Here is a 15,635-nt window from a genome sequence, read left to right as displayed (position 1 = left end):
GATTGGCTTGTGACCTCGAGGGGGTAGGCGCTGGAGCTAGACAGTTCTCAAACTCGAGATAAGTTATTCTAATATTTATTAAAAAGGAGCATTCGACATGAAATATAGATCCGCTTTTGATATTATCGGTCCGGTTATGATTGGCCCATCCAGCTCTCATACAGCAGGAGCTGCAAGAATTGGACGTGTGGCCAGAACATTATTTAACCGGCTTCCAAAGAAAGCAGTAATATCTTTATATGGTTCATTTGCCAAAACCTATAAAGGCCATGGGACGGATGTAGCAATAGTTGGCGGGCTCTTAGATTTTGATACCTTCGATGAGCGTATTCCTTCTTCACTGAAGCTTGCTGAAGAGGCTGGAATGGAGATTGTATTTTCTGTAGAGGAAATGGTACCAGATCATCCGAATACCGTTCGGATTAATTTATACGATGAAAAAGGTGATTTAGAGGTTGTTGGTATTTCAATTGGCGGAGGCACGATTGAAATAACTGAACTAAATTCATTTAAGCTTAAATTGTCTGGCGAACATCCAGCTATTCTTGTTGTTCATAACGATCAGTTTGGTGTTATCTCATCTGTTACAAAAATATTAGCCAATCATGAAATCAATATTGGTCATATGGAGGTTTCCCGTAAGGAAAAGGGAAAAATGGCCTTAATGGTGATAGAAGTAGATCAAAAGATCAAACAGGATGTCATTGCAGAGATTGAAAATGTACCTAATGTAACGCAGATTATTAGAATGGTTGATTAACTTTATTCAGCAGAAATCCCCTGCTTCTATAAATGGGGGATGAGTAAATAATAATAACTAATTTAGTGGAGTGTTAAACCACGGCAGAATAAAGTTAAAGCCTCCGGCGGATGCCTCGATTTTTTAAATGGAATTTTTCGAGCGAGCTCGAAAAAAATCGGGCACAAATACGCCAATGCGCATTTGATTATATAGCCAGGATTAGGGGTGGAAAGATGATTTTATTTAGAAATGTAGCTGAACTTGTTGAGCTTGCCGAAAGTAAACAAGTGAAAATAGCAGAAATTATGATTCAGCAGGAAATTGAAGTAACTGGGCTTACTAGAGAAGAAATTATTGCTAAGATGGATCGTAATTTAACGGTTATGGAAGAAGCTGTTGAGCGGGGGTTAAACGGGGTTACTTCAGTCTCCGGTTTAACGGGTGGAGATGCAGTTCTGCTGCAAAATTATATTAAAAGCGGAAAATCATTATCAGGAAATATTCTGCTAGATGCGGTAAGTAAAGCAGTAGCAACGAACGAAGTTAACGCAGCAATGGGCACTATTTGTGCAACTCCGACTGCTGGTTCTGCAGGTGTTGTACCTGGTACATTATTTGCAGTGAAGGAAGTCTTAAATCCAACGAGAATGGAAATGATTGAATTTCTATTTACTTCTGCAGCCTTTGGCTTTGTTGTGGCAAACAATGCGTCTATTTCTGGTGCTGCTGGCGGCTGTCAGGCTGAGGTGGGCTCGGCAAGCGGGATGGCGGCTGCCTCTATTGTCGAGCTTGCTGGAGGTTCACCTAGTCAGGCTGCTGAGGCAATGGCCATTACATTGAAAAACATGCTTGGCTTAGTATGTGACCCTGTTGCAGGATTAGTAGAAGTTCCTTGTGTGAAACGAAATGCAATGGGTGCTTCAAATGCAATGACCGCAGCTGATATGGCTCTAGCTGGCATTAAAAGCCGAATTCCATGTGATGAAGTCATTCATGCGATGTTCCTCATTGGTCAGTCAATGCCATCAGCATTAAGAGAAACGGCTGAAGGCGGCCTTGCTGCAACTCCAACAGGACGAAGACTAGAAGCAGAAATATTTGGCGAAAAAAAATAAAATACATGAGATGCCTGGATATGGTGAATGTCCAGGTTTTTTTGTTTTTGCTATTCACACTTCTGACATATTTTAGTAAATCATTATCATTGTAAATAAATATTCACAGATTCCTACTAGTCAATGGTGGTAAGATGAATGTAATAAAAATAAGGAGCGATAGGTGATGGAGGAGATATTAACGAAAATATTGAATGGAATGAATGACATAAGAAATCAAGTTGCTGAAATCAGTGATAACATTAAATCGCTGGAGAGACGGCTGGATCGATTGGAGAAAGTCGATAGCATTGAACATAGAATAGAAGTGAATCAAATTGATTTGTCTGATATTAAGGACATAGTTGAAAAAATGGAATCCTATCAAAGAGAGGAATTAAATGACTTTTTTCAATATTTGAAAGGGGCTTCAATTAAAATATTCAGCGAAGAATTACTTTGTATTAATCAGCGTTTGGATGCCCAATTAACGAAAATTGCTAAAAACGAAGAAGCGATTTTGATGCTAAAGGGTAAGAACATGGTCAGCTGATTATTTTTAGTTATATGCTATATCTAAAGAGGCCGGAAATATGGCTTCTTTTTCTTTTTCGAAAAGCTGTTGTAAGTCCAGTAATAAAATTTTTCCTAAAACGCAGAAACCCCCTTGCATCTTATTTGAGGAGGGATTATGATAGCTAAAGAAAAATTATTTAGAATGACGAAATAAATAGCTCCATGAATGAAGGAAGAGGAAAAAATGCCACAGTCGTATAGTACATTAAAGGCAAATGAAAAGCTTAGTATCCGAAATGGAATTGCAACAACGATTGTCCTAAATATTAGTAACAATTATTTTCCCTTGTTCGCTATTAGTGTTCTTGGGGCTACAAATTATCAGGTCGGATTAATTAGTTCATTGCCGCAATTTGTCGGGATGTTCGCGATGCTGATCGGATCAATCATTTTAAGCAAATTAGAAGAAAAGAAGAAATTTACAGCTTATTCCTTTCTGGCTGCACGTTTGTTTCTCATCGCAATGTTTTTTGTCATTTATCTACCTGTTGAATATCGGAGCTGGGCATTTGTTCTTTTAGTTGGATTTATGAATTTACCTGGTTCATTTGCCAATTTAAGCTGGCAATCCTTTATTGGAGACCTTATTCCTGACGAAAGAAGAAGCGGCTTTTTTAGTGACCGAAATAAAATGATGACTATTGTTGGGATGATATCTACCTTCTTGATCGGTATTCTCTTGCAGCAATTTGATAAGAGCAATGCTTTGCCATTTCAGCTATTATTTATTTGTGCATTCCTTTTCGGGTTATTGGAAGTTTACTATTTATTGAAGCATAAAGAAAAAAAGACTGATAAGAAAATAGAAAAGAAGAAACTAAATCTAGGCCTCCATGTTTATAAACATAAACCATTCGTCTATTTTTTAGTTTGCTGCTTATTTTTTAATTTTGGATGGCAAATGGCGTGGTCATTATTTAGTATTTACCAAATAAAATATGCAGGAGCGACTGCTTTTTGGATCAGTTTATTTACAGTTTCCAATCAAATTGCTCAGATAGCCAGTTTTAAATGGTGGGGGAGAATGGCCGACAAACACAGCAATGCAAAGATGCTGATATTGGTATCTTTAGGAATGGCCAGTACTCCAATTTTGACTGTGCTCTCCACTAATTTAGTTTATCTTGTCATTGTAAATGCTTCTTCTGGCTTATTCGTCTCGGGGACCGTGTTATTATTATTTAATCATTTATTAGAGGTTACAACGGAGGATAATCGCAGTACATGTATTTCGAATTATAATATATTGCTAGCACTTGTAGCGTTTATTGCTCCACAGTTCGGTGTATTCCTTCTTGAGAATACTAGTATGGACGTGGCCATGACTATTTCTACTATTCTAAGAGGAGCTAGCGCCATTCTGTTCTTTTTTATGTTCTTATATATGCGAAAAAGCCATGCGGGAACAATCGGCAGTAAAGTGCTTGGATAAATGGAAAGACGCCAGCTAAAGTGGCGTCTTTTTACTTAAATTGATTTCTCCAGTTCATACCAATAATAACAANNNNAACAAAGTGTATCAAGACCTTTATCAAAGTTTTCTAAATGAAAATGCTCATTTGGCGCATGGAAATTTTCATCAGGCAGACCGAAACCCATTAAGACAACAGGAAGCTTTAATATTTGATCAAATGCCGCTACGATCGGAATGGATCCGCCTCCACGTGTATAGGATGTAGGAACTCCATATACCTTTTCATAGGCACGGCCAGCAGCTTGAATAGCTGGATGGTCAAAAGGAGTGACATACGGTGAACCCTTATCAAATAAAGAAATATTCACCTCTACACCTTTTGGTTTATTTTTTTCGATATGCTGCTTTAAAAGGTTTACAATCTCATCAGGATCTTGATTTGGGACTAGACGGCATGTAATTTTTGCAGTAGCTTCAGAAGGGATGACTGTTTTAATGCCTTCACCTTGGAAACCCCCATAAATCCCATTTACTTCAAGTGTCGGCCTAACCCATAATCTTTCTAATGTCGTATAGCCTTTTTCTCCGAATAATTCTGTGACTCCAGCTTGCTGCTTAAAGCTTTCATCACTCATTTCCAAAGCATCGTATGCTTGTTTTTCATCTTCAGTTAAAGGCTGAACTTGATCATAAAATCCATCTACAGTTATTTTTCCATCGATATCATGGAATGTATTAACTAGTTGGACTAGGGCGTGAATAGGGTTTTCCACAGCTCCGCCATATAAACCTGAATGCAGATCTCCTTTTGCACCTTTCACATCAATTTGTAAGCCGCATAATCCGCGTAGACCATAGCAAATGGTAGGCTTGCCTTTATCAATCATGCCCGTATCCGATATAACAATCACATCAGCTGATAAAAGCTCTTTATTTTCTTCAACAAAAGCTGGAAGATTAGGACTTCCAATCTCCTCTTCGCCCTCAATGCAAAACTTAAAGTTTACCGGAAGAGTGCCAGTTGTTTGCAGGATTGCTTCAATGGCTTTCAAATGCATGAATACTTGTCCCTTATCATCACTGGCACCACGAGCATATATTTTTTCATCTCTAATATCTGCTTCAAATGGGGAAGTCACCCATAAATGAAGGGGATCTACAGGTTGTACATCATAGTGGCCATATATAAGAACTGTCGGTTTTCCTTCGGCCTTTAACCAGTCTCCATAGACAACGGGATGCCCTTTTGTTTCGTAAATTTTTACATTTTCAACCCCTATTTTTGCCAGTGCATCAGCTGTCCATTGGGCTGCCCTTTGTACATCGTCTTTATGGTCGGGCAGGGCACTAATACTTGGGATTGCTAAAAATTCAAAGAGCTCCTTAAGATGTATTTCTCTTTTATCCTGAAGAAAATCCAATACTGCTTGATTCATTTTACCTTCCTCCATGTCCTTATGTCATTATTCCGGAATTACCTTTACATAATCTTTCCAAATTGTTTGTCCTATCTAACTATAACATAGTCAACTGTTTGGATAAAAACTCTAAGCCACTACCGTCAGGCATCGGATTTTCAATGAAGAAAATTGGGTGAATAAATATATAAAATTTTCAGAAAACTCATTGACTTTTTACCATTTCCAATGTATCTTTGTGATAAATATATGACACATAATAATCACCACGATAAATAAACGTTATATAAAATTATTTAAAGGATCGATTTTAATTTTTAAGTAAATTGTATGAAGTAATTAAAACGTTATTAAAATTTGGGGGTGAGTAATTTGTCAATAACGATTTTTAACGAGCACTTAACAGATGAGGAGAAATACGAGCACTTCATGAATCGTATCAACAATGGTGAAAAAATTGAAGCAGATGATTGGATGCCTGACGAATATCGTATAACGCTGATTAAATTAATTTCAATGCATGGAATTAGTGAAATTATGGGGGCGTTGCCTGAAAAGGAATGGGTTCCGAAAGCACCTTCATTAAAAAGAAAGCTTGGGATCATGGCAAAGGTACAGGATGAAATGGGACACGGGCAGCTGCTATTAAGAGTTGCAGAAGATTTAATGAAGCCTTTCGGTAAAACCCGTGAAGATATTATGCACGATTTATTTAACGGAAGGCTGAAATTTCATAATGTGTTTCATATGGAAGCCCCGACATGGGGAGATGCAGGATTAATTGGCTGGCTTGTTGATGGTGCAGCCATCATTTCGCAAACCAATATGCTAGATGCTTCATATGGACCTTATGCAAGAGCGTTGAAAAGAATTTGTGCAGAGGAAGTTTTCCATGCCCAGCATGGCGAGTCCATCATTATGGCATTGGCTGAAGGAACAAAGGAACAAAGAGAGATGGTTCAAGGTGCCATTAATAGATGGTGGGATGCCCTCCTGATGTTCTTCGGTCCGGCAGATGCATCAACGACTGGAACTTCTAAGCAAGACATTACAATTAAATATCGAATTCGAACCAAAACGAATGAACAACTGAGACAGGATTTCTTTTCGAAATACATTCCTAGAGTCATATCTCTTGGATTAACAATCCCGGATGAAACGATGCATTTTGATAAAGAGCAGGGAAAATGGGTTTATAAGCAGCCTGATTGGAATCGATTTAAGGAAATTGTCAGGAATAATGGCCCGAAATCAAAGGAACGTTTGGAATTGCGGCAAACAACTTATGTTGAAAATCAATGGGTTCGTGATGCGCTGGCCAATGCGAATCATTGAATTTTGCAAACAATTTAGATTGGAGGAGAACCCTTGAGCAGTGGAGGATTTTACCAGGAATTCGAGGTTTTCAGTAAAAGGACGGATACCTCCCCATTACAATATCAATTTTCCTTGCTTGCCCCAAATCAAGAGCTTGCACTAGTTATGGCACAGGAAAACTTTATGCGGAGGGAGCCGGTAGCGGATATTTGGGTGATAAAGAGTTCGGATATTCGCAAAATGTCCCTTGAGGAAAAGCAGTCATTGAGGCGGCTTGATAATAAAGATTATCGAAATACGAAGGGATACGGCTATTTAAGAAAAAAATGGCGTCAGTATGAACAATCAATGCTTGATGAAAAGGAAATTTTGTCATGGGGAGGATTGAAAAAGAGTGAACAAGACTGATATTTCATCACTGGATCCTGCATATAAATCTTCATTAACAGCACTGTTATTCCAGCTCGCTGATGATGATTTCATACTCGCCTACCGGGGATCGGAATGGCTTGGCCTTGCTCCTCATATTGAGGAGGACGTTGCCTTTTCCTCCATTAGCCAAGATACAATGGGGCATGCGGCGATGTTTTATCAGCTTCTAGAAGAACTTGGTGAAGGCAGTGTTGATGAATTAGCGCATTCACGAAAAGCTAAGGACCGAAGAAATGCTGTTTTGCTTGAAATGGTTAATGGTCCGGGCCACTATTTATCAATGCCCCAGTATGACTTTGCGTTTGCAGTCGTCAGAAATTACTTCTACGATCAGGCAAAGAAAATCCGTATGGACTCCTTGAAAAATTCATCCTATCAACCACTTGCCCACATGGCAATCAATGTGAATATGGAGCTCTTCTACCATCTTCTACATTGGAAAACATGGTTTGTGCAATTAATGAATGCTGGTGGTGAGGCAAGAAAAAGAATGGAAGCTGCTGTTGCAAAAGTGTTTGCTGATTTCGAAGGTGTACTAACATTAGGGCCACAGGGGAGTGAGATGACAAAATTAGGTTTGATTGAGGAAGAAGACGTATTGAAACAGAGGTGGAGGTCTGCCATGCTTCCAGTCTTTGAAGCGATCAATCTACCGTTGTCAGAATCGTTTGGAATGAAGAGCGGGAATGGACGTTTAGGTGAACACTCAAAGGACCTCGACATAGCTTTAGCCATTCTTTCCGAAGTATATCATACAGATCCCGCCGCTAATTGGTAGGAAGAAGGATTGTTTAGAATGAAGAAAACAAATACTTCTGCAGACAAAATTATTAAAGTGCTTCATCAAGTTAAGGATCCAGAAATAGACTCTATTTCGATCGTTGATTTAGGGATGGTAGAAAGAGTGACAGTGGATGGCTCTTCCGTAACAATTGAGTTGCTTCCAACCTTTATGGGCTGCCCAGCTCTTGAAATTATCCGTCATAACGTAGTTAAAGAAATTAAATCTCAATTTGCTTTTGAGCTAATTGATGTACAATTCATTTACCACCCACCATGGACGTCAGACCGAATTACAGTAAAGGGGAGAGAGGATTTAAAAGAATTCGGAATTGCCCCTCCTCCAAAACATATCCGCGAAACTGGAGAGTGGCAAGTGAATTGCCCGTTTTGCGACTCCAACTACACAACTCTAGACAATCTCTTTGGGCCAACTGCCTGTCGCAGCATTCTTTACTGCAGGACTTGCAAAAACCCTTTCGAAGCTATGAAACCTGTTTCAACAATATAAATACAAATTGAAGGGAAGAAAGTAAAATGGCAAAACTTATCGCATTATACAAGCATCCTGAAAACAAAGAAGCTTTTGATAAGCATTACTTTGAAACACACGCTCCTCTTACGGAAAAAATCCCTGGCCTTCGCAAAATGGAGGTTACTAGAATTGTAGGCAGTCCAATGGGTGGGGAAGGGAAGTATTACCTCATGTGTGAAATGCATTATGACAGTCTAGAGTCACTTCAATCGGCGATGAGAACCGATGAAGGGAAGGCATCAGGCAAAGATGCAATGAAATTTGCAGGTGATTTAATTACATTAATGATTGGTGAAAGCGTAGATGGGTAATGACTATGAATTTATTGAAGCTGCCATTGAAGGAAAGCTAGGATTCATAGCCTTAAATCGTCCAAAGGTACTTAACGCAATTAATCGCAAAATGGTATCAGAAATTCTAACTGTTATGGAAGAATTTGAAGAAAATGATGATGTCAAAGTCATCATATTGACCGGCAAAGGAAGGGCATTTGCTGCTGGAGCTGATATCGAAGAAATGGCTAATGACGATGCAATCGATTTTGAGCTGCGCAATCAATTCAAGGATTGGGACCGATTGGCCATGATAAAGAAGCCAATAATTGGAGCTGTCCAGGGGTTTGCTCTTGGCGGGGGTTTTGAACTTGCCCTATGCTGCGATCTTCTTTACGGCGCAGAGGATGCGGAATTCGGATTTCCCGAAGTAAATCTTGGTGTTATGCCTGGTGCAGGAGGAACGCAGCGGTTAACAAAGCTAGCTGGTAAAACAAAGGCGATGGAATGGCTTTTTACTGGAAAAAGAATCTTGGCAAAAGAAGCTCTCCATTTTGGGATAGTCAACCAACTTTTTGCTAGTGAGGTTCTAATGGAAGAAACATTAAAAATGGCTAGACATATAGCCAATCAAGCACCGATATCTATTCGCTTAATAAAGGAATCGGTGCTGAAAGCGGTAGATGTCCCTCTTGAAGAAGGCATGGATTTTGAAAGAAAAAATTTCTATTTATTATTTTCAACTGAAGATCAAAAAGAAGGCATGAAGGCTTTTCAGGAAAAAAGAAGGCCGAATTTCAAGGGGAGATAGAGAATATAACATAATGCTAGGATTTAAAATGTTATGAATATTTCATTTTATATAGTAGAATTACTTCATAACGTAATTATTTCGACATTCTTTCTATATGAAATGAAGTGAGGATTGAAGGTACTTGAATACTAGATCAATGATTTTTACTTTATATGGAGACTATATATCACATTATGGCAGTAAAATTTGGATTGGAAGTTTAATTCGGTTATTAAGTGAATTTGGTCATAATGATCAATCTGTTCGGGCAGCTATTTCTAGGATGAATAAGCAAGGCTGGGTTCAGTCCGATAAAATCGGCAATAAAAGCTATTATTCTTTAACAAATCGTGGTCAAAAGAGGATTGATGAAGCGGCTAAAAGGATATTTAAACTTATGCCGGAAAAGTGGGATGGACAGTGGAGAATATTCATGTACACCATTCCAGAGGAAATTCGGACAGTAAGGGATGAACTTAGAAAAGAATTAGTATGGAGCGGATTTGGCTCCTTATCTAATAGCTGCTGGATTTCGGCAAATAATCTCGAAAAACAAGTTAATGAAATCATTGATAAATATGATATCAGTCATTATGTCGATTTCTTTATCGCCAAATATGAAGGGCCACATGATAATTTTCGTTTAGTTGAGAAGAGCTGGAACCTCGAGGACATTAATTCCAAGTATCAATTGTTTATTTCCGAATATAGTCAGAAATACATCATTGATAAAAATAAAATACAAAAGGGACAAATGTCCGATGCTGAATGCTTTGTAGAAAGGACTAAGCTCGTTCATGAATATAGAAAATTTTTGTTTGTTGATCCGGGACTGCCTGAGGAGCTGCTTCCTGATAAATGGTTGGGCAGTCATGCAGCATCCTTGTTTAGTGAATATTATAAAGAGTTAGCAAAGCCAGCTTCCCGCTTTTTTGAAACTGTGTTTAGAGAAGGAAACGAGATTGAGCACAAAGATGTTAATTACGATGTGCTCGATCACCCGTATATTGTTGAATAGTTATGATGCCATTCGTCCTAGTATGAAAGAAGGGTGGCTTTAAAGCATACAGAATAATTCTGTATGCTTTTTTTCTTGCTTCCAAAGTGATAATATATTAATCTAAATATATTAAATTTTTTGAATATTATTGACTGTTTACTTCGTAAAATGATAATATAACGATATATTTACGCTATCTACGTTATTTATCATATAAAAGATGCTTTATACATAGGTAGTCCACACTGCAATTTTTGCAGTGTTTAATATTTATTATAAAGAGGGGGTATTTCAAGATGAAAAGGTCTTTAAAAGTTTTATTCTTCCTATTGGCAGCAGTTCTGCTCATGCTTAGTGCATGTGGAAAAGAGGAGGCAGCCCAACCTGCTGAGGCTGAAAAAGGAAAAGAGGAAGCAGCCCAACCTGCTGAGGCCGAAAAAGAAAAAGAACAGGAAAAACAGAAGATTGGCATTACCCAGTTTGTTGCCCACCCTTCCTTAGATGCTGCAACAGAAGGATTTAAAAAGGCATTAGAGGATGAAGGATTTAAAGAAGGGGAAAATGTGGAATTTAACTTCCAAAACGCACAAGCTGATATGAATAATACACAGACAATTGCCAATAACTTTGTTGGCGATAAGGTTGATTTAATTTTTGCCAATGCCACTCCAAGTGCAGTTAGTGCTCTAAATGCAACGAAGGATATACCAATTCTGTTTACATCTGTAACCGATCCAGTCGGAGCGGGTCTTGTAGAGGCATTCGATAAACCAGGCGATAACATTACAGGTACAACGGATAATCATCCGGAGGGTACCGCAAAGACCATTCATTTTATCATTGATGAAGCTGGAGCGAAGACGATTGGCGTCATTTATAATGCAGGTGAACAAAATTCTGAAGTGCAGGTTGCAGAAGTGAAGAAACTTGCTGAAGCGAAGGGTGCAACGATCGTTGAAGCCTCCGTATCAACATCTGCCGAAGTAAAGCAGGCTACTGAATCATTAGTAGGCAGAGTAGATGCCATTTATGTCCCGACAGATAATACGGTTGTTTCTGCTTTAGAATCTGTTATATCAGTTGCGGATAGTGAGAAGCTGCCGCTATTCGTTGGTGAGCTTGACTCTATGAAGCGTGGGGCGGTTGCAGCAAGTGGCTTTAGCTACTATGATCTCGGCTACCAGACTGGAAAAATGGCTGCAGAAATTTTAAAAGGTAATAAAAAGCCATCAGACATTCCGGTTGAACTTCCAAGCAGTTTAACATTAATGATTAATAAGAAAGCTGCTGAACAGCAGGGACTTGATGTAAAGCAAGAATGGGAGAAAATTGCGGAGTTTTATGAAGGCGAATAACAGAGGGTGTGATTCATAATGTTCACGGCAGTATTTGGAGCGTTTGAAGCTGGAATTATCTATGCGATTATGGCACTCGGAGTTTATTTATCATTTCGAGTGCTGGATTTTCCAGACTTAACGGTAGATGGAAGCTTTGTAACAGGCGCGGCTGTTGCAGCGACAATGATTGTTAGCGGGATAAATCCATTTCTAGCCACTGTTTTCGCACTTGTCGCTGGGTTTGCTGCAGGCTGTATTACGGGTGTCCTTCATACGTTCGGAAAGATCAATGCTCTCCTATCTGGGATATTAATGATGATTGCTCTTTATTCGATTAATCTCCGAATTATGGGGAAATCAAACGTTCCGTTATTGAATACAGAAACAGCTATAACAAATGTTAGAGATACTTGGGATAAAACGGGGTTAAACTCCTTTTTTAATAGTATTCTTTCTGCAGTGGGACTTGGAGATAGCTTGCCAAGGACATGGGGTATATTAATTTTCATGTTGATTGTTACCGTTTTGATCAAATTCCTAACAGATAAGTTTCTGCAGACTGAAATTGGGCTGGCTATAAGAGCGACTGGTGACAATAAGCGAATGATTAGAAGCTTATCAGCTAATACAAATTTAACAGTCATTCTAGGACTTGGCCTTTCCAACTCCATGGTTGCATTTTCTGGAGCGCTAATAGCCCAGCAGGGTGGCTTTGCTGATGTTGGGATGGGCATTGGGATGATTATTATTGGGCTAGCATCAGTTATTATCGGAGAGGCGCTGTTTGGAACAAAAACCATTGCAAGAACAACATTAGCGGTTATCGGCGGCGCAATTATTTACCGAATCGTTGTGACACTTGCTTTGAGGGTAGATTTCCTTGAGCCTGGTGATATGAAATTAATTACGGCAACGATCGTTATTTTAGCTCTCATTCTTCCAAAAATAATTGACTCTTCAAAAGAGAAAAAGAGGAAAGCGAGAAAACAAGCCGAAAGCTTGGCCATGAGTAATATTCCTTCGGATAGAAAGGAGGGGCCATATGCTTGAGCTCAAACACAATCATAAAATTTTTAATGAAGGAACACCTGACGAGAAAATTGCCTTAGATCGTATTCATTTAAAGTTAAATAAAGGAGATTTTGTTACCGTAATAGGCAGTAATGGGGCTGGAAAATCAACCTTAATGAATATGATCTCTGGCGTCATGATTCCTGACGTTGGCACTGTATCTATTGATGGACAGAATGTTACGATGATGTCGGAATACAAAAGAGCAAAGTTAATTGGGCGTGTGTTTCAAGACCCAATGGCAGGTACTGCTCCGAGTATGACGATTGAAGAAAATTTAGCAATGGCTTATTCCAGAAATAAGAAGAGAACGTTACGAAAAGGGGTTACGAAGAAAAGAAAAGAATATTTTCAAGAAGTGCTCCAAACGCTACATTTAGGGTTAGAGAATCGGCTCACGGCTAAAGTTGGAATGCTATCAGGAGGAGAAAGGCAGGCACTCTCATTATTGATGGCCACATTTACAGAGCCGGCAATCCTGTTGCTGGATGAGCATACAGCAGCCCTTGATCCAGCACGTGCAGAGCTCATTACGAATTTAACAAAGGAAATTGTAGAAAAATACAATCTGACGACATTAATGGTCACTCATAATATGCAGCAAGCTCTTGATTTAGGCAATAGACTAATTATGATGGATAAAGGTCAAATAATCTTGCAGGTAGAAGAGGATCAAAAAGGAAACTTGACGATAGAACAGTTATTAAATGAGTTTCAGAGAATTCGAGGTTCGAAAATGGCAAGTGATCGGGCTTTATTATCTTAATATTGAACGTAAAAAGGATTAATTAGGGATTGTTCACTAATTAATCCTTTTTATTATGTTTGGATCATATTATAGAGAAGTAAGAATTTTTTAAAATTTTACAATTTATTGACTATTCATTATACGAAATGGTATCATATCGTTAATTAAACGTCATACTTATTATTGTATAAACTATGGAGGGATCGAATGAAACCAGGTTTAACGGCAGGTTATTCGGTTACGATCGAGGCAGTAGTGACTCCTGAAATGTTTGCTCAATTCGAAGGCAAAGTTGTTCATCCTACATATTCGACTGTGATGATGATCTACCATATGGAATGGGCATCTAGGCAAATCATTTTGCCTTTTTTAGAAGAGCATGAGGAAGGAATGGGGATTTCTGTTTCAGCTAAACATATATTGCCAGCACCAGAAGGTTCTAACTTGAAAATAAAGGCGGTCCTAACTGAAAAGAAAGACAATAAGATTATGACCGATGTTTTTGTTATCCATGATACAAAGCTTATTGGCACAGGGGAGGTTACGCAGGCAATCATTCCGAAAACTAAAATTATGAGCATGCTATTTTAATTCTGGCAGTAGTTTACTTAATCTATTATTTTTTAAACGAGCAAACCTATTAGTAAAGCAAGTTTAAAGATGGTTATGGTTGTAAGCGTTAACCTAATGTTTAGGGGGAATTGTTCATGAATTTGTTTTCGAAGATAAAAGACCATGAACAGGTTGTATTTTGTAATGATGAGTTAACTGGCTTAAAGGCTATTATTGCGATCCATAGTACAAAACTCGGTCCAGCCCTAGGAGGCTGTAGGATGCTCCCTTATTCAAGTGAAGAGGATGCACTGGAAGATGTTCTGCGTCTTTCGCGAGGTATGACATATAAATGTGCTGCTGCGGATGTTGATTTTGGCGGAGGTAAAGCAGTTATTATTGGCGATCCTCATAAAGATAAGACACCGGAGCTATTCCGTGCGTTCGGACAGTTCGTAGAATCATTGAATGGAAGATTCTATACGGGAACAGATATGGGGACTTCACCAGATGATTTCATTCATGCATTAAGGGAAACAAATTGTATCGTTGGCGTTGATGAAGTTTACGGAGGAAGCGGGGACTCATCTGTGCCGACTGCACAAGGAGTTATTTATGGAATTCAAGCAACAAATAAGATATTAACTGGAGCTGATCATCTCAGCGGAAAAAGCTATGCGATTCAGGGACTTGGAAAAGTGGGATACAAGGTAGCTGAAAGGCTGCTGGAGGAAGGCGCGGATTTATACGTAACGGACATTAATCAGCAAGCAATCGATAAGCTGCTTTCTAAAGCAAAAACTCTCGGAGCAGCTGTTAAAGCTTTATCAAGTAAAGAGATTTATGGGGCAAACGCAGATATTTTTATTCCATGTGCAATGGGTGGAATAATTAATGACGAAACGATTCAGCAATTATCCGTAAAGGCCGTTGTCGGTTCAGCTAATAACCAGCTATTGGAGCTTCATCATGCACAAAAGCTAATGGATAAAGGGATAATATTTGCGCCTGATTATATTGTTAATTCCGGCGGATTAATTCAGGTAGCAGATGAGCTGTATACACCGAATAAAGAAAGAGTCTTGCAAAAAACAAAAGCCATTTATAACTCTCTTCTCCATATTTACGAATACGCAAATGCAGAAAGAATAACAACAGTGGAAGCTGCAAATCAATTTTGTGAAAGACGCATTGAAGCGAGAGCACGCCGGAATAGCTTTTTTTCTCACAAGAAACGTCCAAAATGGGAAGTGAGGACTTAACTTTTTTGCTGTAATAACAACATTAATAATGTGGTAATGATTATTTTATTTTTGTTTAGACCTAATAGTCTCTAAAAATATTTAGCAAAGGGTGAGAAAATGGACATTCAGTTTCCGATGCTTCAAGTAATGGATCCAAACGGACAAATAGCAGCATCAGAATATAAGGAGAAGATTACAGAGGAATTGGCCAGAAATTTTTATAGGCAGCTCGTAAGAATCCGCCTTTTTGATCGAAAGGCCGTGAGTCTCCAGCGACAAGGAAGGATAGGAACATATGCACCATTCGAAG

General features: G+C 38.7%; 17 protein-coding genes and 1 pseudogene. 17 read left to right on the top strand and 1 reads right to left on the bottom strand.

What is annotated here, in order from left to right:
• Window positions 1-97 precede the first annotated feature (97 nt).
• The 4 genes from sdaAB (at window position 98) to V7149_RS15445 (ending at window position 3,844) form a co-directional block, all read left to right on the top strand.
• Window positions 98-760, top strand: a complete 663-nt coding sequence (sdaAB, locus tag V7149_RS15460; protein ID WP_335346504.1) for an L-serine ammonia-lyase, iron-sulfur-dependent subunit beta — start codon at window positions 98-100, stop codon at window positions 758-760.
• A gap of 215 nt (window positions 761-975) precedes the next feature.
• Window positions 976-1,857 carry an L-serine ammonia-lyase, iron-sulfur-dependent, subunit alpha gene (gene sdaAA, locus V7149_RS15455; RefSeq protein ID WP_335346503.1) on the top strand — a complete coding sequence of 294 codons (882 nt, stop codon included), beginning with the start codon at window positions 976-978 and terminating at the stop codon, window positions 1,855-1,857.
• Window positions 1,858-2,023: 166 nt separating this feature from the next.
• On the top strand, window positions 2,024-2,389 hold the full coding sequence (locus V7149_RS15450) for a hypothetical protein (RefSeq protein ID WP_335346502.1): 366 nt from the start codon (window positions 2,024-2,026) through the stop codon (window positions 2,387-2,389).
• Between the two features lie 207 nt (window positions 2,390-2,596).
• Window positions 2,597-3,844: an MFS transporter gene (locus tag V7149_RS15445; RefSeq protein WP_335346501.1), complete on the top strand. Its 1,248-nt coding sequence runs from the start codon at window positions 2,597-2,599 to the stop codon at window positions 3,842-3,844.
• 35 nt (window positions 3,845-3,879) lie between these two features.
• Here V7149_RS15445 and V7149_RS15440 read toward each other — a convergent pair whose 3' ends face one another.
• Window positions 3,880-5,262 carry a dipeptidase gene (locus V7149_RS15440; protein ID WP_335346500.1) on the bottom strand — a complete coding sequence of 461 codons (1,383 nt, stop codon included), beginning with the start codon at window positions 5,260-5,262 and terminating at the stop codon, window positions 3,880-3,882.
• Between the two features lie 411 nt (window positions 5,263-5,673).
• On the opposite strand from V7149_RS15440, the gene paaA reads away from it, so the two are divergent.
• From paaA to V7149_RS15375, 13 genes and pseudogenes are all read left to right on the top strand, one after another.
• Window positions 5,674-6,579, top strand: a complete 906-nt coding sequence (gene paaA, locus V7149_RS15435; RefSeq protein WP_335346508.1) for a 1,2-phenylacetyl-CoA epoxidase subunit PaaA — start codon at window positions 5,674-5,676, stop codon at window positions 6,577-6,579.
• 33 nt (window positions 6,580-6,612) lie between these two features.
• On the top strand, window positions 6,613-6,969 hold the full coding sequence (gene paaB, locus V7149_RS15430; protein ID WP_335346499.1) for a 1,2-phenylacetyl-CoA epoxidase subunit PaaB: 357 nt from the start codon (window positions 6,613-6,615) through the stop codon (window positions 6,967-6,969).
• The gene (gene paaC, locus V7149_RS15425) at window positions 6,956-7,771 is read left to right on the top strand and encodes a 1,2-phenylacetyl-CoA epoxidase subunit PaaC (protein ID WP_335346498.1); all 816 of its coding nucleotides are present in this window, start codon (window positions 6,956-6,958) and stop codon (window positions 7,769-7,771) included. Before paaB ends, paaC begins: the two co-directional genes overlap by 14 nt.
• Window positions 7,772-7,789: 18 nt before the next feature.
• Window positions 7,790-8,284 (top strand): 1,2-phenylacetyl-CoA epoxidase subunit PaaD, encoded by a 495-nt coding sequence (paaD, locus tag V7149_RS15420; RefSeq protein WP_335346497.1) that lies wholly within the window; start codon window positions 7,790-7,792, stop codon window positions 8,282-8,284.
• 26 nt (window positions 8,285-8,310) lie between these two features.
• Window positions 8,311-8,619, top strand: coding sequence for an EthD family reductase (locus V7149_RS15415; protein ID WP_335346496.1), 309 nt, complete (start codon window positions 8,311-8,313; stop codon window positions 8,617-8,619).
• The gene (locus V7149_RS15410; protein WP_335346495.1) at window positions 8,612-9,391 is read left to right on the top strand and encodes an enoyl-CoA hydratase-related protein; all 780 of its coding nucleotides are present in this window, start codon (window positions 8,612-8,614) and stop codon (window positions 9,389-9,391) included. The genes V7149_RS15415 and V7149_RS15410 overlap by 8 nt, the downstream gene beginning before the upstream one ends.
• A 124-nt stretch (window positions 9,392-9,515) precedes the next feature.
• On the top strand, window positions 9,516-10,391 hold the full coding sequence (gene paaX / locus V7149_RS15405) for a phenylacetic acid degradation operon negative regulatory protein PaaX (RefSeq protein WP_335346494.1): 876 nt from the start codon (window positions 9,516-9,518) through the stop codon (window positions 10,389-10,391).
• Between the two features lie 278 nt (window positions 10,392-10,669).
• Window positions 10,670-11,728 carry an ABC transporter substrate-binding protein gene (locus V7149_RS15400; protein WP_335346493.1) on the top strand — a complete coding sequence of 353 codons (1,059 nt, stop codon included), beginning with the start codon at window positions 10,670-10,672 and terminating at the stop codon, window positions 11,726-11,728.
• A gap of 18 nt (window positions 11,729-11,746) precedes the next feature.
• The gene (locus tag V7149_RS15395) at window positions 11,747-12,760 is read left to right on the top strand and encodes an ABC transporter permease (protein WP_335346492.1); all 1,014 of its coding nucleotides are present in this window, start codon (window positions 11,747-11,749) and stop codon (window positions 12,758-12,760) included.
• On the top strand, window positions 12,753-13,547 hold the full coding sequence (locus tag V7149_RS15390) for an ABC transporter ATP-binding protein (protein WP_335346491.1): 795 nt from the start codon (window positions 12,753-12,755) through the stop codon (window positions 13,545-13,547). Before V7149_RS15395 ends, V7149_RS15390 begins: the two co-directional genes overlap by 8 nt.
• Before the next feature lie 189 nt (window positions 13,548-13,736).
• Complete coding sequence (locus V7149_RS15385) at window positions 13,737-14,120, top strand: thioesterase family protein (protein WP_335346490.1); 384 nt, start codon at window positions 13,737-13,739, stop codon at window positions 14,118-14,120.
• Window positions 14,121-14,236: 116 nt separating this feature from the next.
• Complete coding sequence (locus tag V7149_RS15380) at window positions 14,237-15,343, top strand: Leu/Phe/Val dehydrogenase (protein WP_335346489.1); 1,107 nt, start codon at window positions 14,237-14,239, stop codon at window positions 15,341-15,343.
• 99 nt (window positions 15,344-15,442) lie between these two features.
• Window positions 15,443-15,635: pseudogene (locus V7149_RS15375) on the top strand (pyruvate dehydrogenase (acetyl-transferring) E1 component subunit alpha); the annotation flags it as partial.

It is taken from the genome of Bacillus sp. JJ1503, assembly GCF_036965125.1.
Taxonomy (GTDB): domain Bacteria; phylum Bacillota; class Bacilli; order Bacillales; family Cytobacillaceae; genus Cytobacillus.
This window is presented reverse-complemented; position numbering and strand designations above follow the sequence as displayed.